This window comes from Pseudomonas sp. P135, from assembly GCF_020312125.1.
GTDB lineage: Bacteria > Pseudomonadota > Gammaproteobacteria > Pseudomonadales > Pseudomonadaceae > Aquipseudomonas > Aquipseudomonas fragariae.
Map to the genome: position 1 here is coordinate 111479 of NZ_JAGPYR010000011.1, position 25795 is coordinate 137273.

A 25795-nucleotide genomic window follows, 5' to 3' on the forward strand; every position below is an offset into this window, starting at 1 on the left:
CTCAGGGCTGCTACATAAACACGACACCACCGACGCTTCGCTTTACCCATGCTGGCAATCTAGATACTGTTGTCGGACTTTTCCTACAGGGACGTTCGGCAATGCCTTCGCTCAATCAGATTTTCTTCGGTCCGCCCGGTACGGGGAAAACCTACGCCACAGTCGAAGCTACGTTGCAGATCCTTGGTCAGCCTTTTCTTGCTAAAAACCTTGATAATCGGTCAGCGCTGAAAGCTCGATTTGACGAGCTGCTTGCAGCAGGCGACGTGCGCTTTGTGACCTTTCATCAGAGCTTCAGCTACGAAGACTTTGTTGAAGGGCTTCGCGCTACGACTGATGAGCAAGGCCAGATCCGTTACGAAGTGGTCTCAGGCGTTTTCAAAAGCCTCTGCGAGTCAATTGCGAGTGAACTGAGCGGAAAGTACCGAGCATTCAAGGTTGGTGAGCGCTACGGCACAGGCTATAAGGTAATTCGAGCAAATGACGATATTCTTGAGTTAGAAAAGCCAAAAGGTAAAAATTTTGGCCTTGCTATGAGTCTACTTAATGCTCTGGCTGATGACGTTTCTCAAGGTGTACTGAGTGTTAATGATTTGAGCACAGGTAATTGGGAGGAAAAACTACCGAACTCTACTTATGATCCTTACTTGGTCAAAGGTTATCGCAATATTGTTCCCGTATTGATTGAACACATGCTCAGCAAGCGAAATGAAGATTTCCGGACGGCAGAGGTCGCTCAGAGTGAACGGCCAAAAGTGCTGATCATTGATGAGATCAACCGAGGCAACGTCTCGCGCATCTTCGGCGAGCTGATTACCCTCATCGAACCTTCCAAGCGTGCGGGCGCATCAGAGGCACTCGAGGTTACGCTGCCCTACTCGAAAGAGCGCTTCAGCATCCCCGGCAACATTCACTTGATCGGCACCATGAACACATCTGACCGATCATTGGCCGCACTTGATATTGCCCTGCGTCGTCGCTTCACGTTCATCGAGGTGCCGCCTAACCCTGAGCTGCTTGAAGATATAGAGGTTGATGGCATCGCTATCGACGAATTGCTCAGTGTGATGAACCAGCGTATAGCAGTCCTGCTTGATCAAGATCATTGCCTGGGGCACGCGTACTTCATGCCTCTTGAGAACGATCCGACCTTGGAGCGGCTGGCAGGTATTTTTCAAGAGCAAATCCTGCCGCTACTTCAGGAGTATTTCTTCGAAGATTGGCAGCGTATCCAGTGGGTCCTCAACGACCAACGCAAAGCTCCAGAAAATAGGTTCTTGATCCAGCCGAGCCAAGACTTCAGCGTGCTGTTTGGAGATGCTGTCACAGTGGGGCAGAACAACGAACGTTGGGAATTGAATCTGCCTGCATTCGACAATATCGAGTCATATCTGGGCGTGATCGATCACAACCTGAGCGTCAGCGCGCCGCTGGAAGCGAAGAGCGTCAGAACGGAAGGCGTAGACATACGACAAGCCGCCAATGGCAGTATTGAGGTCTATCGTGGAGGCCAGCAGGTCAAACCTGCCAAGCCACATTTGCGAGAGATTGCCAGCAAACATGGCCTACCTATTACATCAGCGTCGGGCATCAAGCTGAACACGCGGAGCCTCGGGCGTAAGATCATCAAGTTCCTTAGCGAACAGCAAAGGTGAAAACCACCGTAACGGTCCGAGAATATGCTCGGCTGACAACCAGCAATGTTCTTAGCCCGACGCTCGACGTAGCCCAGGTATCGCCCTCGGCTTTCGACTGGCTCTGCGAAACCAGTTCCCGCTTTAGCAAAGCGGGTGCCGCACTGGTTCAAGTTGAAGGCCGCCGCTGGCTTAAGCTCGATAACTACGTTGGCGCGCTGGAAACACCCTGCGGTACGCGTATCGAAATCCTGCCTAAGCATTTTGAACAAGGCGACTGCATCCAGCAAAGCCGCGCGTTGCTCAGGCGCATGATTCAGAGGTCATTAGACCTACCAACCCGTAAGGTCGGCGCAACCGCGTTACAGCGCTTCGATGCGCCGTTGACCGAATGGGTAATGAGCAGCTTTCTGGAAGCGCTCGACCACCTCATCAAACGCGGCCTTCGCTTCGACTACCTACGAGTCGAAGAGGAACAGCGATATTTGCGCGGCCAACTCAACACCGCCCGCCAAATGCGCCAACCTCCTGGCCGACAACACCACTTCCAAATTCGTCACGACGTATTCCTGCCCGACCGGGCCGAGAACCGTCTTCTCAAAACAGCGTTAGGTATCGTCTGTAAAACCACTCAAGACCCCAGTAACTGGCGCCTCGCCCACGAACTGCGCTCACTGTTGCTAGAAATTCCAAGCAGCCGAGACACCGCTCAAGATTTCAAACAGTGGCGCCACGATCGGCTCATGGCTCATTACCAACCTGTGAAGCCGTGGTGCGAACTCATCATCCAACAGCAAACGCCACTGGCGATTGCGGGCGAATGGCAGGGCATGAGCTTACTGTTCCCGATGGAGAAACTGTTCGAACGCTACGTGGCTGCGTGCCTGAGGGATTCGCTGCCGCCAGACGCTACGCTACACACGCAGCGCAGCAGTGAGTATCTGTGTACTCATGAGGGCAAAAAGGTCTTTCAGCTAAGGCCCGATCTCATGATTACTCAGGGGGAGAAGAGCTGGGTTCTGGATACCAAGTGGAAGCGGCTGGACAGCGAGCTTGGTAGCAAAAATTATGGTCTAAGCCAGGCGGATTTTTACCAGCTGTTTGCGTATGGGCAGAAGTATCTAGGCGGACAGGGGGATCTGGTGCTGATTTATCCGAAGCGGGCATCGTTTCAGGAGGCGTTGCCAGTTTTTGAGTTTTCGGAGGGGCTGCAATTGTGGGTGGTGCCGTTTGATCTTGATACGGGATATTTGATGTGGGCGATGCAGCATTAATAACTGAAATGTGTCATCTATCAATCAATGGTTCTGTGGTTTCTAAATATCCTGTTTAGATTTCCCCGTTCCGTCTAAGAGAAAACAAAAAGGCTGCCAATTGGCAACCCTTTTCGCATAAACCATTTCATGCAGGATGAAATGGCTTCAGGTCTTAACACGGTTCTACAAGCGAGATCATCAATCCCAGCTCAACGCCCCACCTGTCTGATACTCAATAACCCGAGTGCTCAAAGAAATTCCTCTCTTTCTTCAAGGCGATGATCTCGCTCATCCAAGGGAACGGGTTGGTCGTCTCTGGACACTTTTCCTTCAAGCCAATCTGGCTCAGGCGGCGGTTAGCGATGAAATTCAGATAGTCCTCCATCATTGCATGCGTTCATGCCGAATACGCCGCGGGGCATAGTGTCGCGGGCGTATTCGATTTCCAGCTGGGTGCCTTGCTGGATCATCTGCGCGCACGTTGCGCACGGGGGACTCTATGGTCTGATGATTGCGATGCCGCTAACGGGCTACTTGGGCACGGGGGCGCCTACTGACTTCGGACTGTTCAGCGTGACAGGCTTCAATGAAACCAAGCGGCTGGCCAGCCAATCGAGCAGCGCCTTGAGCAAAGTTCAAACCCCGAGCCCACCGATCAATCCAGCGCCTCCAGGTAAGGTTATATGCCCGCTTTTTGCTGTGACAAATGAAGCGAAAACGGTTTATTGAATGCGGGATGGTTGCACTGGTAATGCGGGACAAGCACTTTATTTGTGTTTTTCTCTTTGTAAGTGTCAACGCTATTATTGCAGGTCTAGCAGCTTATCCGGGGTCAGCGTCTTTTTTTCGTCGGTTCGGGCCGCTCACGACTTAGGGGAAAATAGAAATTCGCAGGCTGGAAGTATCAAGGTGCTACTAGCCGGTACTGTCGGCACATCGATGACATTCTCCCAGGCCCCTATGGTAGTCATGCAGACAGGGCAAGCCAGGTTCTGACATCCGGTTTATCTGCGACAAACTTGTGCTGTAACTACCGAGTTCTGTAGGGAACCTGGTCAGCACTACAGGAATTCGGCAGGGCCGCGAACATCGTCACTCGGCTCCCGAAAGGATATTAAAATCAGGGATGTTTACGCATGACGTCGTCACATCAACACGTATCGAACAACTCCAATGTCTCGTATGAACTATCCTCAGTACAGCAGGGTATCTGGCTCGGTCAGATAGCGAATTCGGACATACCGCTGTACAACATCGGCATGACGTTAGAGATCAAAGGTGATCTCGATATTCCGATGTTCGAGAAGGCTATCAAGCTCGTTGCCAAGCATAACGATGCGCTACGGCTTGCCTTGTTCCAAGAGGGTGATATAGCCCGGCAGAGGGTGCTGCCATCTGTCGATATCACACTCGCGCTCGTCGATTTTTCAGACTACGGTGACGGTGTCGAGCGAGCGCAGGAATACCTTCAACACGCATTTTCCCGACCGTTCAATCCATTGGAAGGCATTCTTTGGGAGGCGCAGCTCGTACGGTGCAGTGCATCCCGTCACTACTGGCTGGGCCGCTACCATCATTTGGTCATGGACGGCGCAGGGGTGACGCTGTTTTGCCATGCAGTCGAAAAGGCCTACAACAATTTACTGGTGGGCATCGACGCGTTCGAGGAAGGCCCTTCCTACAGCGACTTCCTGGCCAAAGACCAGGCCTATCTGAATTCACCGCGTCTGGAGCGTGACCGGTCGTTTTGGCGCGAACGTTACGCACACATACCGCCATCCCTGCTGCAGTGGTCCGGCGACCATGCCGTGGGTTCGATGTGCAAGAGCGGTCATATTCGCTCGACGATCAAGCGTGACCTGTTCAATGCTGTGGCCGCGGTTGCCACCGAGCATGGCCTTTCTCCTGTCACGGTATTCTTTGCAGTCGTCAGTGCCTATTTTTCACGCGTCGGTGGTGCAGAAGAAGTCATCATCGGCATGCCCCTGCATAACCGCACGACGGCCCGCCAGAAGCAGACGATCGGGATGTTTTCTTCTGTCATCCCGGTCGGCGTACGGGTTGACCCCAATCGTTCCCTGCTCGAATTGATGGGCGATGTGGCCGCCGAATTGCGACGCTGCTACCGCCACGAGCACTTCCCGATTGCCGAACTGAATCGCGCTCTGAATATTGGCCATTCCAGGCGCAAGCAGATCTTCGATATAACGCTTTCATTCGAAAAATTTGACGCAGACTTTGTCTTTGGCGGCGCCCCTTCGAAGGCGATCAGGATGTACAGCGGCTTCGATCAGACGCCGCTCTCAATCGCTATCTGTGATTACTATTCGGATGAAGACGTAGTCGTTGACTTCAACTTCAATCTGGCCTGCTTTCGCCCGGACGAAGTTGAGCGGATTCGGGACCGCATTACGCTGCTCCTGGAGTCGGTTGCCGCCCATGAATCGACGCCGATTGGCCAGCTTGCGCTTATGGGGGAAGCGGAACGCCGGCAAGTGCTTGTCGAGTTCAACGCGACACATCAGGCCTTGCAACAGGATCTATTGGTCCATCAGCTTTTCGAACAGCAAGCGCAGCAGCAGCCCCAAGCGCTTGCACTGGTCTGCGCCGACGAGCGTGTGACCTACGCTGAACTCAGCGAACGCAGCAATCAGGTGGCTGATGTCTTGCTGTCGCTGGGCATTGCTCCGGACGACCGCGTGGCGATCTGTGTGGAACGCAGTGTGGAGATGGTGGCGGGCTTGCTGGGGATCCTGAAGGCGGGCTGTGCCTACGTGCCGCTGGACCCTGGGTATCCGCCGGAGCGGTTGCGCTACATGCTGGAGGACAGCGCGCCGGTGGCGGTGCTGGTGCAGCGTACGACCCGGGAATTGCTGGGTGCGTTGGCGATGCCGGTACTGGATCTGCAAAGCGTGAACCGGGCGGCTGAAGCCGAGCATGACTGCGTGTTGCCGACGGTCGCGCCACAGCACCTGGCTTATGTGATCTATACCTCGGGTTCGACCGGCCAGCCCAAGGGCGTGATGATCGAGCATCGCAATCTCGTGAACCTGGTGGCCTGGCATTGCGAGGCGTTCAATCTGACCCGTCGCAAGCGGGTTTCGAGCGTGGCGGGCGTCGGTTTCGATGCTTGCGTCTGGGAACTATGGCCAGCGCTGTGCGTGGGAGCCAGCCTGTCGCTGTTGCCTGGACAAGCGCTTGGCAATGATGTCGATGTGCTGCTGGGATGGTGGCGTCGGCAAGAACTGGATGTGAGCTTCTTGCCTACGCCGATTGCCGAGATTGCGTTCGCCCAAGGGATTGAGCCGGCGTCGCTGCAAACGTTGCTGATCGGTGGAGACCGGTTGCGTCAGTTTCCCAATCCGGATAGCCGGGTTGCGCTGATCAACAACTATGGTCCGACCGAGACCACGGTTGTGGCCACATCCGGTCTGATCGATGCAACGCAGTCGGTATTGCACATAGGCCGTCCGATAGCCAATACGCAGGTTTACCTGTTGGATGCGCACGGCCAGCCGGTGCCTATCGGGGTGAGCGGCGAGATTTATATCGGCGGCGCAGGGGTTGCCCGGGGTTATCTGAACAGGCCGGAACTGACGGCAGAGCGTTTTCTGGATGACCCGTTCAGTGCCGAACCGGCGGCGCGGATGTACAGGAGTGGCGATCTGGGGCGCTGGTTGGCGGACGGCAACATCGAGTACCTGGGGCGCAATGACGATCAGGTCAAGCTCCGGGGAGTTCGTATCGAGCTGGGCGAGATTGAGGCGCAACTGAGACAGATCGCGGACATCAGGGACGCGGTGGTGATTGCCCAGGAGGATACGCCGGGTGAAAAGCGTCTGACGGCGTATTACACGATTCAGGAAGCTGCACAGGCGATTACGGCACAGACGTTACGTGCTGCCTTGCAGGCTAGGCTGCCGGAATACATGGTGCCGGCGGCGTATGTGAAATTGTCCGAATGGCCGCTGACACCGAACGGCAAGCTCGATCGGCGGGCATTGCCGGCGCCGGGGGACGACGCTTATGCCAGTCGTGACTACGAGGCGCCGGCAGGCGAAGTCGAGCGTGCGCTGGCGGATATCTGGCAGGAGCTGCTCGGTGTTGATCGGGTGGGGCGCAATGATCACTTCTTCGAGCTGGGTGGGCATTCGCTGCTGGCGATGAGGCTTATCTCCCTGGTCCGGCAGCGTTTGAACGTGGAGTTGGAACTGGCCGCGTTATTCGCCCATCCGCAGCTCGAGGCGCTTGCCTGCGTGGTGGCGCAGGCACAAAACAATACGCTGCCGCAGATTGTGCAAACGTCACGAGAGGCGCGACTGCCGCTGTCGTTTGCTCAGCAACGGTTGTGGTTTCTGGCGCAAATGGAAGGTGCCAGCGCTGCCTACCACATACCGGCGGGGCTGCGCATCGTCGGCGCGCTGGATGAGGCGGCCTTGCAACGTGCGTTGAACCGCATTGTGGCGCGTCACGAAGTACTGCGCACAACGTTTGTCCAGACCGGGGATCAGGCCGTAGAGCTGTGCATCCATCCCGAGGAAACAGGCTGCCCGTTGCGCAAGTACGATCTCACGACGCATGCCGATAGCTCGAGTGAGTTGGCACGACTGATGAACGAAGAAGCCATTGGGCGCTTCGATCTTCAGCAGGGACCGCTGATTCGAGGGAGTCTGGTTCGGCTGAGCGATGAAGACCATGTGTTGCTGTTGACGATGCACCACATCGTATCGGATGGCTGGTCGATGGGCGTGTTGACGCGCGAGTTGGGAGCACTCTACGCGAGCGGTTGCCAAGCTGAGGCAGACCCGTTGCCGCAGTTGTCGATCCAGTACGCGGACTATGCGGTGTGGCAACGAGGCTGGTTGAGCGGCGCGGTATTGCACAAGCAAAGTACCTACTGGCAGACCGCTCTACTCGATGCGCCGGCATTGCTGATGTTGCCCTCTGATCGTGTCCGTCCGGCGCAGCAGGACTATACGGGCGATGCGGTGCCCGTGGTGCTGGATGCGACGCTGAGCCACGAGCTCAAGGCGCTGAGTCGGCGGCACGGCACGACCCTGTTCATGACATTGCTGGCGGGCTGGGCGACGGTATTGAGTCGTTTGTCGGGGCAGGATGAGGTGGTGATCGGTTCGCCGGTGGCGAACCGGATGAGCGCTGAGGTCGGGGGCCTGATCGGGTTTTTTGTCAATACCCTGGCATTGCGCGTGAATGTGTCGAACGATCCGACGGTCGAGACATTGCTGAGTCGCGTCAAGGCCTGCACGCTGGCGGCGTATGAACACCAGGATCTGCCGTTCGAGCAGGTGGTGGAGTTGCTCAAGCCGGTGCGCAGCTTGTCCCATAGCCCGCTGTTCCAGGCGATGCTGTCGTGGCAGAACACGCCGCCGGCAGAACTGGCGTTGGCGGGGCTGGAGCTAACGCTGCTGGATTCGGTAGCACGCACCACCAAGTACGATGTGTCCCTCGACTTGGCGGAGGTGGAGGGACGGATCGTCGGTTCGCTGGAATATGCGACGGCGCTGTTCGACCGCGAGACGGCCCAACGCTACGTGGCGTATCTGGAACGGGTGCTGCGTGCGATGGTCGAGAACGAGCGCCAGGTTGTGGGCGCGATCGAGCTTTTGGGCGAAACCGAACGTCGGCAAGTGCTTGTCGAGTTCAACGCGACACATCATGCCTGGCAACAGGATCTATTGGTCCATCAACTTTTCGAACAGCAAGCGCAGCAGCAGCCTCAAGCGCTTGCACTGGTGTGCGGCAACGAGCGTGTGACATACGCGGACCTCAACGAACGCAGCAATCAGGTGGCTGATGTCTTGCTGTCACTGGGCATTGCTCCGGACGACCGCGTGGCGATCTGTGTGGAACGCAGTGTGGAGATGGTGGTGGGCTTGCTGGGGATCCTGAAGGCGGGCGGTGCCTACGTGCCGCTGGACCCTGGGTATCCGCCGGAGCGGTTGCGCTACATGCTGGAGGACAGCGCGCCGGTGGCGGTGCTGGTGCAGCGTACGACCCGGGACTTGCTGGGGGCGCTGGCAATGCCGGTGCTGGATCTGCAAAGCGTGAACCGGGCGGCTGAAGCCAGGCATGATCGTGTGTTGCCGACGGTCACGCCACAGCACCTGGCTTATGTGATCTATACCTCGGGTTCGACCGGTCAGCCCAAGGGCGTGATGATCGAGCATCGCGCCATTGTGAACCGCCTGTTGTGGGCACAGGACCAATATCGGCTGAGTCGCGAAGACCGCGTCTTGCAAAAGACACCGTTCGGTTTTGACGTGTCGGTCTGGGAATTTTTTCTACCCTTGCTCGCGGGTGCGCAATTGGTGATCGCGCGTCCGGGAGGTCATCAGGACCCCGAGTATCTGGCCGGGTTGATCGCAGACTCGGGTGTCACGATATTGCATTTCGTACCGTCCATGTTGCAGAGCTTCCTCAATCAGGCTGGCCCGCTGGCCTGTAGCACATTGCGGCAGGTGTTCTGTAGCGGCGAGGCGTTGCCCTATAGTTTGCAAAAGCACTTCGAGCAACGCTTTGCACATGCGCAATTGCATAACCTGTATGGCCCCACTGAAGCCGCTGTCGACGTCACCTACTGGCACTGTGTGCCCGACCTGCATGCGGGGATCGTGCCGATCGGCCGGCCGGTCGCCAATACCCTGATGTATCTGCTGGACCCGCACATGCAACCGGTCCCGGTTGGCGTCTGCGGCGAGATTTATATCGCGGGTATACAGCTCGCGCGCGGCTATTTGAATCGTGATGCGCTGACCGCAGAGCGGTTCGTGAAAGACCGTTTCAGCAACGACCCGACGGCGCGGATGTACAGGAGCGGCGATTTGGGTCGTTGGCTGGCGGACGGCAATATCGAATACCTGGGACGCAACGACGATCAGGTCAAGCTCCGTGGCTTCCGTATCGAACTGGGCGAGATTGAGGCGCAGCTGGCTGGGTGCCCTGGTGTCGGAGAGGCGGTGGTGATTGCCCGGGAAGACACGCCGGGTGATAAACGTCTGATCGCGTATTACACGACGCGAGAAGCGAAAGAGACTATTGCGGTGCAGACGCTACGGGCGGCCTTGCAGGCGAGTCTTCCGGAGTACATGGTGCCGGCCGCGTATGTGAAATTGCCGGGGTGGCCGCTGACACCTAACGGCAAGCTGAATCGCCGGGCGTTGCCTGTGCCGGAGGCTGACGCTTATGTGAGCCGCGGCTACGAAGCGCCGTGCGGGACGGTCGAGAGGGCGCTTGCCGAAATCTGGCAAGAGCTGCTTGGTGTCGAACGGGTGGGTCGCCACGATCACTTCTTCGAGCTGGGTGGGCATTCGCTACTGGCCGTCAGTCTGATGGGCCGGATGCGTCAAGCGGGACTGTCGGCGGATGTGCGGATGCTGTTTGCCCAGCCAACCCTTTCGGCGTTTGCCGAGGTATTGGGTAACGGTCATCAGGTGGAAGTACCCGCCAACGGAATCGTGGTCGGGTGCACACGAATTACACCGTCGATGTTACCGCTCGCGGACCTGAGCGAGGACGCCATCGAGCGGATTGTGCGTGCTGTGCCAGGCGGGACGGCGAACGTCCAGGATATCTATGCACTGGCGCCACTGCAGGAAGGGGTGTTGTTCCACCACCTTGCGTCGGTCGAGGGTGATCCCTATTTGCTAAATACGCGTTTTGCGCTGCCAAGCGAAGATCACTTGAAGGCGTTTGTGCGGGCACTTCAGGGCGTGATTGCCAGGCATGACATCTTGAGAACAGCGGTGCTGTGGGAGGGGCTGGACGAGCCGGTTCAGACAGTCTGGCGCGAAGCACCATTGGCCGTGGAGGCGTTGGCGCTGAAGGCGGCCGACGGAGACATAGAACAGCAACTCCAGGAGCGCTTCGACCCCAGGCATTTCCGGCTGGATTTGACGAAAGCGCCCTTGATGAAGATGGCTTACGCCTACGACGAAGCGAATAGTCGCTGGGTGGCGATTCTGCTGTTTCACCACATGGTGCTGGACCATATGGCGCTGGAAGTGGTGCAACATGAGGTGCAGGCGGATCTGCTGGGGCAGGCAGCCGGCCTGCCGGATTCGGTACCCTATCGCAATCATGTGGCGCAGGCGCGATTGGGCGTAAGCCAAGCGGCGCATGAAGCGTTCTTCCAGGAAATGCTCGGTCAGGTGACAGAACCGACGCTGCCATTCGGTTTGCACGATGTGCAGGGCGACGGTCGGGACATCAAGCAAGCCAGGCAGGCGGTTTCCGCAGATCTGGCGGGCAGGATCCGTCGGCAAGCCAGGAGCCTGGGCGTTAGTGCTGCCAGCCTGCATCATCTGGCCTGGGCGCAGGTGCTGGGGCGCACGTCGGGCCGGGAAGACGTGGTGTTCGGTACGGTGTTGCTGGGACGCATGCAGGGTGGCGACGGCGCCGACCGCTCGTTAGGGATGTTCATCAACACCTTGCCGTTGTGCCTGAACGTCGGTGAGCAAGGCGTGCGTGAGGGGGTGAAAGCCACGCATGCCCGCCTGACCGCGCTGCTCGGTCACGAACATGCGTCGTTGGCGCTGGCGCAACGCTGCAGCGCCATTGCTCCGCCGTTGCCGCTGTTCAGCGCGCTGCTGAATTACCGCCACAGCGCCGAGCCGCAAGTCTCGGACCAGGGAGACCGCGCCTGGGGCGGAATCGAGGTCCTGGGCTGGAATGAGCGAACCAACTATCCGCTGACACTGGCTGTGGACGATCTGGGCGAGGGCTTTGCACTGACCGTTCAAGCCACGGCGGGGATCGATCCGCAGCGGGTATGTGCTTACATGGAGACGGCGCTGGAGAGTCTGGTCGACGCGCTGGAACACTCACCTGAGTCGTTGCTGCGCAGTCTGGAGATGCTGCCGCGATCCGAGCGTCAGTTGCTGCAGGAGTGGAATGCGACGGCCGTGGATTATCCGCAAGGCGCCTGCGTCCATCAGTTATTCGAAGCGCAAGTAGAAAAGACGCCAGCAGCGATTGCGCTGGTATTTGAGGCGCGCACATTCACTTATGCGCAACTGAATGCGCGCGCCAACCAGTTGGCGCATCATCTGATCGGCCTGGGCATCGGGCCGGATGACCGGGTGGCGATCTGCGTAGAGCGCAGCCCGGAAATGGTGGTGGGCTTGCTGGGGATCCTGAAGGCGGGCGCTGCCTACGTGCCGCTGGACCCGGCGTATCCGGAGCAGCGGTTGCGCTACATGCTGGAAGACAGCGCGCCGGCGGCGGTGCTGGTGCAGAGTGCGACCCGGGCGTTGCCGGGCGAGTTGGCGGTGCCGCTGCTGGACCTGGAAGGCGGGTGCTGGGAAGCTGAGGCTGACCATGATCCAGTGGCGCGAGCCGTCAAGCCGGATCATCTGGCCTATGTGATCTATACCTCAGGCTCGAGCGGCCAACCCAAGGGCGTGTTGATCGAGCAAAGGGGCTTTCTAAACCTGATGCACTGGTATCTGGCCGAGCTGAAACTGGCTTCCGATGATGCCGTGCTGCTTGTTTCCTCCTATAGCTTCGATCTGACGCAAAAAAATATCCTGGGGCCGTTATTGGTCGGTGGAACACTGCACCTGGCCAGAGAGGCTTTCATTCCCGAAGTGCTGCTGGAGCAGATTCAACGCGAGTGTATTACCCACATCAATCTTTCACCCAGTGCGTTCAACACACTCATCGATGCAAACGATTCAAGACAGCTCGACAGCATTCGCCGGGTGGTACTGGGCGGAGAGCCTATTCAAGTCGCCAGGCTGGAAATGCTTCCCGAGCCGAGGCCCGAATTCATTAACAGTTACGGGCCCACGGAGTGTAGCGACGTGGTGGCCTGGCACAGACTGATTGACGATATCGACTGTTATCGGTCTTCGGTATTTCCAATCGGCCGTCCGATATCGAACACACGGATTTACCTGTTGGATGCGCACGGCCAGCCGGTACCGATCGGGGTCAGCGGCGAGATCCATATCGGCGGTGCGGGGGTTGCCCGTGGCTATCTGAATCTGCCGGAACTGACGGCGGAGCGTTTCCTGGATGACCCGTTCAGTGCCGAGCCGACAGCGCGGATGTACAGGAGCGGCGATCTGGGGCGCTGGCTGGCGGACGGCAATATCGAGTATCTGGGGCGTAACGACGATCAGGTCAAGATTCGGGGTTTCCGTATCGAGCTGGGCGAGATCGAGTCACAGCTGGCGGCTTGCTCCGGAGTCAGGGAGGCGGTGGTGCTGGTACGCGAGCACCGTCCCGGTGACAAACGCCTGGTGGCGTACCTGACGGCGCAGGAAGGTGTCGAGTTGTCGGCGGCGCAGTTGCGTGAGCAACTGTCGCAAGGGCTGGCGGAGTACATGATTCCGAGTGCCTTCGTAACGCTGGCGCGTTTCCCGCTAACGCCAAACGGCAAGCTGGATCGACGGGCATTGCCGGCGCCGGAGGACGACGCTTATGCCAGTCGTGATTACGAGGCGCCGGCAGGTGACGTCGAGCATGCGCTGGCGCAGATCTGGCAGACGTTGCTGGGGCTGGAGCGGGTAGGGCGTCATGACCACTTCTTCGAACTGGGCGGCCATTCGTTGCTGGCGGTGCAGCTGGTTTCGCGCCTGCGTCAGCGCTTCGAAGTCGAAGTGGCACTGCGGGATGTGTTCGCCGAGCCGACGCTGCAAGGTCTGGCACGTCAGGTGGCGAACGCCCGGCTCTCGGCGCAGACGCCGTTGACGCCGGTGGATCGCAATCTGCCATTGCCGCTGTCGTGGGCGCAACAACGCTTGTGGTTCCTTGATCAACTGGATCGGGCGGCGGGAGCCGCCTATCACATCCCGGCGGGGCTGCGCTTGCGCGGCCGTTTGGACAGCGACGCCTTGCAGGCCACGCTGGACCGGATCGTGGCGCGTCACGAAACCCTGCGCACCCATTTTGCCTTGCACGAGGGCCAGGCGATCCAGGTGATCGCGCCGGAGACCCAGGGTTTCGCCCTGGCGAGCCATGACCTGCGCGCTTTGGACAGCGCGGCGCAACACGAGGCCGTAGAGCGGCTCGCTCGCGAGGAGGCGCTGGCGCCGTTCGACTTGTCGAGCGGCCCGCTGATTCGCGGACGACTTGTGCAACTGTCGCAGACGGAGCACATCCTGCTGGTGACACAGCACCATATCGTTTCGGACGGTTGGTCGACGGGCGTTCTGCTGCAGGAAATCGGCATGTTGTACCGCGCCTTCAGCCAGGGGCTGGCCGACCCTCTGCCGGCACTGGCCTTCCAGTATGTCGACTACGCCGCGTGGCAGCGGCAGTGGTTGCAGGGCGAAACCCTGCAAACGCAGGTCGATTTCTGGCGGCAGCACCTGAGCGGCGCACCGGCCTTGCTGGAGCTGCCAACCGACCACCGTCGCCCACCGTTGCGCAGTTACGCCGGCGGACGGGTGAGCCTGGCCCTGAGCCCGGCATTGACGGCAGGGTTGCGACAGTTGGGTCAGCGTCACGGTGCGACGCTGTTCATGACCTTGCTGGCGGGCTGGTCGAGTCTGTTGAGCCGCTTCAGCGGGCAGGACGATGTGGTGATCGGCACGCCGGTGGCGAATCGTCCGCGCAGCGAACTGGAGTCGCTGATCGGCTTCTTCGTCAACACACTGGCGCTGCGCATCCGGCCGCAAGGGCACCTGAGCGTGGCGGCGTTGCTGGAGCAGGTCAAGGCGGTCATGCTGGCGGCGCATGCGCATCAGGACCTGCCGTTCGAGCAGGTGGTGGAGGCGCTGCAGCCCCCGCGCAGCCTGGGCCATAGCCCGATCTTCCAGGTCATGCTGGCGCTGAACAACACCCCGGGCGGCGGCGAACTCAGCCTGCCGGAGCTGAGCCTGGAGCCGCTGCAAGCGCCGCACACGACGGCCCAGTTCGACCTGTCGCTTGCGCTGGTCGAGGCGGATGGCGGGTTGATCGGCTCTCTGGAATACGCGAGTGATCTGTTCGAGCGTGCGACGATCGAGCGGATGGCGGGGCACCTGCAAGTGCTCTTGGAAGGCATGGTGGCGGATGACCAGCAAGCGATCGGAGAACTACCGCTGCTGTCCTGCGAGCAACGTCGGCAGGTACTGGAGTCGTTCAACGATACGGTAGCGGCCTACCCGGCGGAAAAATTGCTCCATCAACTGTTCGAGGAACAGGTGGCACAACAACCGGATGCCCCCGCGGTGGTCGATGAAACCGCAAGTCTGACCTATGGCGAACTCAATGCCCGGGCGAATCGACTGGCACATTATCTGATCGGCCTGGGTATCCAGCCGGATGATCGGGTCGCGATCTGTGCGCAGCGCAGCCTGGAAATGGTGGTGGGCTTGCTGGGTATTCTGAAGGCGGGCGGTGCGTACGTGCCGCTGGACCCTGGGTATCCGCCTGAGCGATTGCGCTACATGCTGGAAGACAGCGCGCCGGTAGCAGTGCTGGTGCAAGAGGCTCTGCAGGAATGCCTGCCGGCGGTGAATGTGCCGCAGGTCGTGTTGGACAGCGTGGACCTGTCCTCAGGGACCGGTGGGCTGCCGTGTGGCAATCCGGATCTTGATGCCCTGGGGCTGACGTCGAGAATGCCGGCTTATGTGATGTATACATCCGGCTCCTCGGGAGTGCCGAAGGGCGTGCTGATTGAGCACCGCAGTGTGCTGCGTCTGGTTATCAATAATCCTTATGCCAGGATCACCACAGAGGATTGCGTTGCGCATGGCGCCAATACGGCCTTCGACGCTTCGACCTGGGAAATCTGGAGTGCGCTGCTCAATGGGGCGAAACTGTTGGTTGTGTCTCAGGCGACGCTGCTCAATCCCGCGCGCTTGAACCATGTATTGATTGAAGGTGGCGTGACCGCTTTATGGTTGACTGCTGGATTGTTCAATGAATATGTCGATGTACTCGCCGTTGCCTTCTCAAAGCTGCGATATCTCCTGGTCGGTGGGGATGTGCTCGATCCAGTGAGCGTTGCGAAGGTTTTGTCCCGCGCCCATCGCCCGAGGCATCTGATCAATGGCTATGGACCAACGGAAACAACGACCTTTGCCAGCACCTATGAGATCCATGCGCTGTCCGACAATTCGCGCTCGATTCCTATTGGCCGCCCCATCGGCAACACACGCATTTACCTATTGGATGCACACGGCCAGCCGGTGCCCATCGGGGTCAGCGGCGAGATTCATATCGGCGGTGCGGGGGTTGCCCGGGGTTATCTGAATCTGCCGGAATTGACGGCGGAGCGTTTCCTGGACGACCCGTTCAGTGCCGAGCCGGCGGCGCGGATGTACAGAAGCGGCGATCTGGGACGCTGGCTGGCGGACGGCAATATCGAGTACCTGGGGCGCAACGACGATCAGGTCAAGCTCCGCGGCTTCCGTATCGAGCTGGGCGAGATCGAGTCACAGCTGGCGGCTTGCCCCGGTGTCAGGGAGGCGGTGGTGCTGGTACGCGAGCACCGTCCCGGCGACAAACGCCTGGTGGCGTACCTGACGGCGCAGGAAGGTGCCCTGTTGTCGGCGGCACAGCTGCGTGAGCAACTGTCGCAAGGGCTGGCGGAGTACATGATCCCGAGTGCCTTTGTAACGCTGGCGCGTTTCCCGCTAACGCCGAACGGCAAGCTGGATCGACGCGCATTGCCGGCGCCGGAGGACGACGCTTATGCCAGCCGTGGCTACGAGGTGCCTGCTGGTGAAATCGAGCATGCGCTGGCAGAGATCTGGCAGGCGTTGCTGGGGCTGGAGCGGGTAGGGCGTCATGACCACTTCTTCGAACTGGGCGGCCATTCGTTGCTGGCGGTGCAGCTGGTTTCGCGTCTGCGTCAGCGCTTCGAAGTCGAAGTGGCACTGCGGGATGTGTTTGCCGAGCCGACGCTGCAAGGTCTGGCACGTCAGGTGGCGAACGCCCGGCTATCGGCGCAGACGCCGCTGACGTCGTTGACGCCGGTGGATCGCGATCTGCCATTGCCGCTGTCGTGGGCGCAGCAGCGCTTGTGGTTCCTCGATCAACTGGACCGGGCGGCGGGAGCCGCTTATCACATCCCGGCGGGGCTGCGCTTGCGCGGCCGATTGGACAGCGAGGCCTTGCAGGCCACGCTGGAGCGGATCGTGGCGCGCCACGAAGCACTGCGCACCCATTTTGCCTTGCACGAGGGCCAGGCGATTCAGGTGATCGCGCCGGCAACTCAAGGGTTCGCCCTGGTCACTCATGACCTGCGCGCTCTGGACAGCGCAGCGCAACACGAGGCGGTGGAGCGGCTCGCTCGCGAGGAGGCGCTGGCGCCGTTCGACTTGTCGAGCGGCCCGCTGATTCGCGGACGACTTGTGCAACTGTCGCAGACGGAGCACATCCTGCTGGTGACACAGCACCATATCGTTTCGGACGGTTGGTCAACGGGCGTTCTGCTGCACGAAATCGGCATGTTGTACCGCGCCTTCAGCCAGGGGCTGGCCGACCCTCTGCCGGCACTGGCCTTCCAGTATGTCGACTACGCGGCGTGGCAGCGGCAATGGTTGCAGGGCGAAACCCTGCAAACGCAGGTCGATTTCTGGCGGCAGCACCTGAGCGGCGCACCGGCCTTGCTGGAGCTGCCAACCGACCATCGCCGCCCACCGTTGCGCAGTTACGCAGGTGGAAGGGTGAGCCTGGCCCTGAGCCCGGCATTGACGGCGGGGTTGCGACAGTTGGGCCAGCGTCACGGTGCGACGCTGTTCATGACCTTGCTGGTGGGCTGGTCGAGTCTGTTGAGCCGCTTCAGCGGGCAGGATGATGTGGTGATCGGCACGCCGGTGGCGAATCGTCCGCGCAGCGAACTGGAGTCGCTGATCGGCTTCTTTGTCAACACACTGGCGCTGCGCATCAGGCCGGAAGGGCGCCTGAGCGTGGCGGCGTTGCTGGAGCAGGTCAAGGCGGTCATGCTGGCGGCGCATGCGCATCAGGACCTGCCGTTCGAGCAGGTGGTCGAGGCGCTGCAACCCCCGCGCAGCCTGGGCCATAGCCCGATCTTCCAGGTCATGCTGGCGCTGAACAACACCCCGGGCGGCGGCGAACTCAGCCTGCCGGAGCTGAGCCTGGAGCCGCTGCAAGCGCCGCACACGACGGCCCAGTTCGACCTGTCGCTTGCGCTGGTCGAGGCGGATGGCGGTTTGATCGGCTCTCTGGAATACGCGAGCGATCTGTTCGAGCGTGCGACGATCGAGCGGATCGCGGGGCACCTGCAGGTACTTCTGGAAGGCATGGTGGCGGATGACCAGCAATCGGTCGGAGAACTGCCGCTGCTGTCCTGCGAGCAACGTCGGCAGGTACTGGAGTCGTTCAACGATACGGCAGCGGCCTACCCGGCGGACACGTTGATCCATCAACTGTTCGAGGAACAGGTGGCACAACAACCGGATGCCCTCGCGGTGGTCGATGACGCCGGAAGCCTGACCTATGGCGAACTCAACGCGCGGGCGAATCGACTGGCACATTATCTGATCGGCCTGGGTATCCAGCCGGATGATCGGGTCGCGATCTGTGCGCAACGCAGCCTGGAAATGGTGGTGGGCTTGCTGGGTATTTTTAAGGCAGGTGGTGCATATGTGCCGCTTGACCCTGCGTATCCGGAGCAGCGGTTGCGCTACATGCTTGAGGACAGCGCACCGGTGGCGGTGCTGGTGCAGGCCGAGACCCGGAGGTTACTGGGCGAGTTGGCGGTGCGGACGCTCGATCTGCAAGAGGGCGACTGGGAGGTTGAACCTGAACACAATCCCGTGGTGCCGGCCATCACGCCGCAGCACCTGGCCTATGTGATTTATACCTCGGGTTCCTCCGGTAAACCCAAAGGCGTGGGCGGTCCACATCAGGCCATGGTTAACCGTCTTTACTGGATGCATAACACTTTCGGTGGTCAGCGACTCGAAAAGCATGCACAAAAAACGTCGATCAGTTTTCTTGATTCGGTGACTGAAACGCTGATGCCCTTACTGTTTGGCGCGCAACTGCATATCGTGTCGCCGCTGGCCTCCAGGGATCCGCTACAGCTATGGCAGGCGGTTACAGAGCATCAGTTGACCCGTCTGGTTCTTGTCCCTTCACTGCTGGAAGAACTGTCGAGAATAGAGAACCGACAAGTTTCGCCAGAAAAGCGGCTGATCGTTTGCAGTGGCGAGGTGTTTTCGTCCTCCCTGCTTGCTCGCACTCGCGCCTGGTTACCTTCGGCCACGATACTGAATTTCTACGGTTCGTCGGAAGCGGCGGGTGACTCTACTTTTTACCTGTGCGACAGCGCTGTTCAAGCGGGTCATTCACTTCCGATAGGCCGTCCGATCGCGAATACACGGATTTACCTGCTGGATGCACATGGCCAGCCGGTACCGATCGGGGTCATTGGCGAGATCCATATCGGCGGTGCGGGGGTTGCCCGTGGCTATCTGAATATGCCGGAACTGACGGCGGAGCGGTTCCTGGACGACCCATTCAGTGCCGAGCCGACAGCGCGGATGTACAGGAGCGGCGATCTGGGGCGCTGGCTGGCGGACGGCAATATCGAGTACCTGGGGCGCAACGACGATCAGGTCAAGCTCCGGGGTTTCCGTATCGAGCTGGGCGAGATTGAGTCGCAGCTGGCGGCTTGCCCCGGGGTCAGGGAGGCGGTGGTAGTGGCGCGCGAGCACCGTCCCGGCGACAAACGCCTGGTGGCGTACCTGACGGCGCAGGAAGGCGCCGTGTTGTCGGCGGCGCAGTTGCGCGAGCAGCTGTCGCAAGGGCTGGCGGAATACATGATTCCGAGTGCCTTCGTAACGCTGGCGCGTTTCCCGCAAACGCCGAGCGGCAAGCTGGATCGTCGGGCATTGCCGGCGCCGGAGGACGACGCTTATGCCAGCCGTGATTACGAGGCGCCGGCAGGTGAAGTCGAGCATGCGCTGGCGGAGATCTGGCAGGCGTTGCTGGGGCTGGAGCGGGTAGGTCGTCATGACCACTTCTTCGAACTGGGTGGCCATTCTTTACTGGCGGTGCAACTGGTTTCGCGTCTGCGTCAGCGCTTCGAAGTCGAGGTAGCACTGCGGGATGTGTTCGCCGAGCCGACGCTGCAAGGTCTGGCACGTCAGGTGGCGAACGCCCGGCTCTCGGCGCAGACGCCGTTGACGCTGGTCGACCGCGATCTGCCATTGCCGCTGTCGTGGGCGCAGCAGCGCTTGTGGTTCCTTGATCAACTGGATCGGGCGGCGGGAGCCGCCTATCACATCCCGGCGGGGCTGCGCTTGCGCGGCCGATTGGACAGCGAGGCCTTGCAGGCCACGCTGGACCGGATCGTGGCGCGCCACGAAACCCTGCGCACCCATTTTGCCTTGCACGAGGGTCAGGCGATCCAGGTGATCGCGCCGGAGACCCAGGGTTTCGCCCTGGTCACTCATGACCTGCGCGCTCTGGACAGCGCAGCGCAACACGAGGCGGTGCAGCAGCTCGCTGGCGAGGAGGCGCTGGCGCCGTTCGACTTGTCGAGGGGGCCGCTGATTCGCGGACGGCTTGTGCAACTGTCGGAGACGGAGCACATCCTGCTGGTGACGCAGCACCATATCGTTTCGGACGGTTGGTCGACGGGCGTTCTGCTGCACGAAATCGGTACGTTGTACCGGGCCTTCAGCCAGGGGCTGGCCGACCCTCTGCCGGCACTGGCCTTCCAGTATGTCGACTACGCCGCGTGGCAGCGGCAGTGTTTGCAGGGCGAGACGCTGCAAACGCAGGTCGACTTCTGGCGGCAGCACCTGAGCGGCGCACCGGCCTTGCTGGAGCTGCCAACCGACCACCGCCGCCCACCGTTGCGCAGTTACGCAGGCGGAAGGGTGAGCCTGGCCCTGAGCCCTGCATTGACGGCAGGGTTGCGACAGTTGGGCCAGCGTCACGGTGCGACGCTGTTCATGACCTTGCTGGTGGGCTGGTCGAGTCTGTTGAGCCGTTTCAGCGGACAGGACGATGTGGTGATCGGCACGCCGGTGGCGAATCGTCCGCGCAGCGAACTGGAGTCGCTGATCGGCTTCTTCGTCAACACACTGGCGCTGCGAATCAGGCCGCAAGGGCACCTGAGCGTGGCGGCGTTGCTGGAGCAGGTCAAGGCGGTCATGCTGGCGGCGCATGCACATCAGGACCTGCCGTTCGAGCAGGTGGTCGAGGCGCTGCAACCACCGCGCAGCCTGGGCCATAGCCCGATCTTCCAGGTCATGCTGGCGCTGAACAACACCCCGGGCGGCGGCGAACTCAGTCTGCCAGAGCTGAGCCTGGAGCCGCTGCAAGCGCCGCACACGACGGCCCAGTTCGACCTGTCGCTTGCGCTGGTCGAGGCGGATGGCGGGTTGATCGGCTCTCTGGAATACGCGAGCGATCTGTTCGAGCGTGCGACGATCGAGCGGATGGCGGGGCACCTGCAAGTGCTCCTGGAAGGCATGGTGGCGGATGATCAACAGTCGGTCGGAGAACTGCCGCTGCTGTCCTGCGAGCAACGTCGGCAGGTACTGGAGTCGTTCAACGATACGGTAGCGGCCTACCCGGCGGACAGGTTGCTCCATCAACTGTTCGAGGAACAGGTGGCACAACAACCGGATGCCCTCGCGGTGGTCGATGAAACCGCAAGCCTGACCTATGGCGAACTCAACGCGCGGGCGAATCGACTGGCACATTATCTGATCGGCCTGGGTGTCCAGCCGGATGATCGGGTAGCGATTTGTGCGCAGCGCAGCCTGGAAATGGTGGTGGGCTTGCTGGGTATTCTGAAGGCGGGCGGTGCGTATGTGCCGCTTGATCCTGGGTATCCGTCGGAGCGGTTGCGCTACATGCTGGAGGACAGCGCGCCGGTGGCGGTGCTGGTGCAGGGCGAGACCCGGACGTTGCTGGGCGAGTTGGCAGTGCCGACGTTCGATCTGCAAGATGCCGACTGGGAGGTTGAGGCTGACCACAATCCCGTGGTACCGGCCATCACGCCGCAGCACCTGGCCTATGTGATCTATACCTCGGGTTCCACTGGTAAACCCAAAGGCGTGGCCAACCAGCATGACGGCGTCGTCAACCGGTTGTGGTGGGCGCAGAGCGAATACCGGATTGGAGCCGACGATCGTGTCTTGCAGAAGACGCCCTTCGGCTTCGATGTATCGGTCTGGGAGATCTTCCTGCCTCTGCTGGCCGGGGCACAACTGGTCATGGCCCGCCCCGGCGGGCATCAAGACCCTCACTACCTGATGGAGGTGATCGAGCGCCGAAGCATCAGCATGCTGCACTTTGTTCCTTCCATGCTGCAGGCCTTCGTCAATCAGACGCCAGCAGGCCGGTGTTCGACGCTCAAGCGAGTACTTTGCAGTGGTGAAGCGCTGCCGCATGCTTTGCTATTGCAAGGCCAGGCACATTTCCCGAAAAGCGAGTTGCACAATCTTTACGGCCCCACCGAAGCAGCCATTGACGTTACTGCATGGCATTACGTGGCAGAGCAGGATATCGGTATCGTTCCGATCGGCCGTCCGATAGCAAATACACAGATTTACCTGTTGGATGCGCACGGCCAGCCGGTACCCATCGGGGTCAGCGGCGAGATCCATATCGGCGGTATTGGGGTTGCCCGTGGTTATCTGAATCGGCCGGAATTGACGGCGGAGCGTTTCCTGGAGGATCCGTTCAGTGCCCAGCCGGCGGCGCGGATGTACAGGAGCGGCGATCTGGGGCGCTGGCTGGCAGACGGCAATATTGAGTACCTGGGGCGTAACGACGATCAGGTCAAGCTCCGGGGCTACCGTATCGAACTGGGCGAGATCGAGTCGCAGCTTGCGGGTTGCCCCGGGGTCAGGGAGGCGGTAGTGCTGGCGCGCGAGCACAGTCCCGGAGACAAACGCCTGGTGGCGTATTTGACGGCGCAGGAAGGCGCCGTATTGTCGGCGACGCAGTTGCGCGAGCAACTGTCGCAAGGGCTGGCGGAGTACATGATCCCGAGTGCCTTTGTAACGCTGGCGCGTTTCCCGCTAACGCCGAACGGCAAGCTGGATCGACGGGCATTGCCAGCACCGGAGGATGACGCTTATGCCAGTCGTGGTTACGAGGCGCCGGTAGGTGAAATCGAACATGCGCTGGCGGAGATCTGGCAGGCATTGCTGGGGCTGGAGCGGGTGGGTCGCCATGACCACTTCTTCGAACTGGGCGGGCATTCGCTGCTGGCAGTGCAACTGGTTTCGTGCCTGCGTCAGCGCTTCGAGGTCGAAGTGGCGTTAGGCGATCTGTTCATGCACCCGACAATCTGTGAACTTGCCGCGTCTTGCCATAGCGGTTTGAACAAGGCTCTGCATCCGAATCTGACCACCCTTCGCAAAGAGGGGGCTCAACATCCTTTGTTCCTCATTCATGAAGGCTCAGGGGATATCGGCTATGCCCAACAGTTGGCAAAGCAAATTCCCTCTGACATTCCGGTGTATGGATTTTCGGCGAGCGGACTGCAAAGTGGAGAGGAACACCTCACCACTATCGAGGCAATGGCCTCACGCTACATTGAGGGTATCCGCCATATACAGCCACAGGGGCCGTATCGCGTGGCCGGCTGGTCTGCCGGGGGAACGATCGCCTATGAAATTGCCCATCAACTGACAGGGGCCGGTGCTACGGTAGAATTCCTCGGGCTTGTCGACACCACCAGCGACTATCGGCATTTGTTTGATGCGCAGGAGGGTGGGTACGCTCATCTCGATGAGAGGCCGGATTTCGACGAGATCGAGGCCTTGTTGAGACTTCTGCCGCCGGATGTACGTCAGGGGCCTGTCAGACACTTGGCTGCTGCTCGGGATTTCGAGGCCTTGTTGGCTTATACGCAAGTTCAAGGTCTGCTTCCTGAAGGTATAGAGAGTGATCTTGCAAAAAGATACCTGGCACTGATCCGCAGTATCGGTCTGGCGCTCTACCGTTACAGGCCGCCCGCGCTACCGGTGCGTGTCACTTTATTCTCAGCAATGGGAGAAAACCGTAGTGATATCAGCATGGGTTGGGAGGCGCTGATGCCCAAGGAGCAGTTGCAAGTCATCTCCATCATGGGGACTCATCACTCCATTGTGAAAGAGCCGGACATTCGCGAGCTGGGGCGGGCGATCCTTGAGGCAGTTACCAATAAGGGGAGGGCCAGCCAAACCAGATTGTCTTTGGAAACCGTTTAGTTTCGTTTGACCTTCCCTTTGCCATCACCCGTCGTCCTGGTCTTTGCCGTCTGGGATGATGGCCGAGAGGAAGGTCAGGCAAGGCAAAAACAGGCGAGGCTCGGCCGGAGTCGCGTTCGACCGGAATTAACCGAGTCAAACCTCACGTTTCTGCCGAAACAAAAATAAAAAAGGCTGCCAGTTGGCAGCCCTTTTCTCAGAACCCGTTTCATTTTTGATGAGATGGGTTCAGCTTTTATTGCAATTCCGCGGGATGCAAATCAATCCCAGCTCAACGCCCCGCCCGTCTGATACTCAATAACCCGAGTCTCAAAGAAATTCTTCTCTTTCTTCAAGTCCATGATCTCGCTCATCCACGGGAACGGGTTGGTCGTCCCTGGATACTCTTCCTTCAAGCCAATCTGGCTCAAGCGGCGGTTAGCGATGAATTTCAGGTAGTCTTCCATCATCGCAGCGTTCATGCCGAGTACGCCGCGGGGCATGGTGTCGCGGGCGTATTCGATTTCCAGCTGGGTGCCTTGCAGGATCATCTGCGTGGCTTCTTCTTTCATCTCGGCATCCCACAGGTGCGGGTTTTCGATTTTGATCTGGTTGATCACGTCGATGCCGAAGTTCAGGTGCATGGACTCGTCGCGCAGGATGTACTGGAACTGCTCGGCAACGCCGGTCATCTTGTTGCGGCGGCCCATGGAGAGGATCTGGGTGAAGCCGCAGTAGAAGAAGATGCCTTCCAGTACGCAGTAGTAGGCGATCAGGTTGCGCAGCAGCTCTTTATCGGTTTCGACGGTGCCGGTTTCGAACTTCGGATCGGAGATCGAACGGGTGTACTTCAGGCCCCAGGCTGCTTTTTTAGCGACCGACGGGATCTCGTGGTACATGTTGAAGATCTCGCCTTCATCCATGGCCAGCGATTCGATGCAGTACTGGTAGGCGTGGGTGTGGATCGCCTCTTCGAAGGCCTGGCGCAGGATGTACTGGCGGCACTCCGGGTTGGTGATCAGGCGGTACACGGCCAATACCAGGTTGTTGGCAACCAGCGAGTCGGCAGTGGAGAAGAAGCCCAGGTTGCGCATGACGATGCGGCGCTCGTCGTCGGTCAGGCCTTCCGGGTTTTTCCAGAGGGCGATGTCGGCGGTCATGTTGACTTCTTGCGGCATCCAGTGGTTTGCGCAACCGTCCAGGTACTTCTGCCAGGCCCAGTCGTACTTGAAAGGCACGAGCTGGTTGAGGTCGGCGCGGCAGTTGATCATCATTTTTTCGTCAACGGCGACGCGGGCGCTGGCGCCTTCGAGCTCGGCCAGGCCTTCAGCGACGTCCAGTGCGTCCAGCGCTTTCTTGGCGCGGATCAGGGCAGCGGAGTCGGCGGCGGTCACGGCGCGGGCTTCCTGGGCAGCCAGGCCGCCGGCGCTGTCGAGGCGGTCCATGTTGGCTTCGTTGGCATGACCGGCGTTGGTCGCTTTGGCGACTACTTCGCCGTCTTCCTTATCGAATTCGTCCCAGCTCAGCATGGTGTACTTCTCCTGCTTGAGGGTCAGTCGGGTGGACTGGCCTGTTGGATCTAGAGGGTGTGTTGCTTGCTTTTCAGGTGTGGCGCGCAAGGAACATGAATTTTTGGCTTTCGGGGCCTTTGGGTGAGAAGGAGGGTGGCAAGGGGATGTGTATCCTTGCCGGCCTCTTCGCGGACAAGTCCGCTCCTACAGGTACAGCGTCAGGCTTGTTGGCCTCTCGCTCCCACAGGGTTGTGTTTCTCCTGTGGGGGCGAGGC

The 25795-nt window shown here is 60.0% G+C and carries 4 protein-coding genes and 1 pseudogene; 3 read left to right on the top strand and 2 right to left on the bottom strand.

Annotated elements, in window-relative coordinates; genetic code table 11:
- Positions 1-101 precede the first annotated feature (101 nt).
- Positions 102-1655, top strand: a complete 1554-nt coding sequence (locus tag KBY08_RS17600; RefSeq protein WP_032653439.1) for an McrB family protein — start codon at positions 102-104, stop codon at positions 1653-1655.
- Positions 1652-2908, top strand: coding sequence for an McrC family protein (locus tag KBY08_RS17605; protein ID WP_003402581.1), 1257 nt, complete (start codon positions 1652-1654; stop codon positions 2906-2908). Before KBY08_RS17600 ends, KBY08_RS17605 begins: the two co-directional genes overlap by 4 nt.
- 180 nt (positions 2909-3088) lie before the next feature.
- On the opposite strand, the pseudogene KBY08_RS17610 reads toward KBY08_RS17605, so the two are convergent.
- Positions 3089-3363 (bottom strand): annotated as a pseudogene (locus KBY08_RS17610) (ribonucleotide-diphosphate reductase subunit beta); the annotation flags it as partial.
- Between the two features lie 663 nt (positions 3364-4026).
- On the opposite strand from KBY08_RS17610, the gene KBY08_RS17615 reads away from it, so the two are divergent.
- On the top strand, positions 4027-24030 hold the full coding sequence (locus KBY08_RS17615; protein ID WP_225651224.1) for a non-ribosomal peptide synthetase: 20004 nt from the start codon (positions 4027-4029) through the stop codon (positions 24028-24030).
- 260 nt (positions 24031-24290) lie between these two features.
- Here KBY08_RS17615 and KBY08_RS17620 read toward each other — a convergent pair whose 3' ends face one another.
- Entirely contained in the window at positions 24291-25538 is a 1248-nt protein-coding gene (locus KBY08_RS17620) for a ribonucleotide-diphosphate reductase subunit beta (protein WP_002554639.1), read from the bottom strand.
- Between the last annotated feature and the right edge of the window lie 257 nt (positions 25539-25795).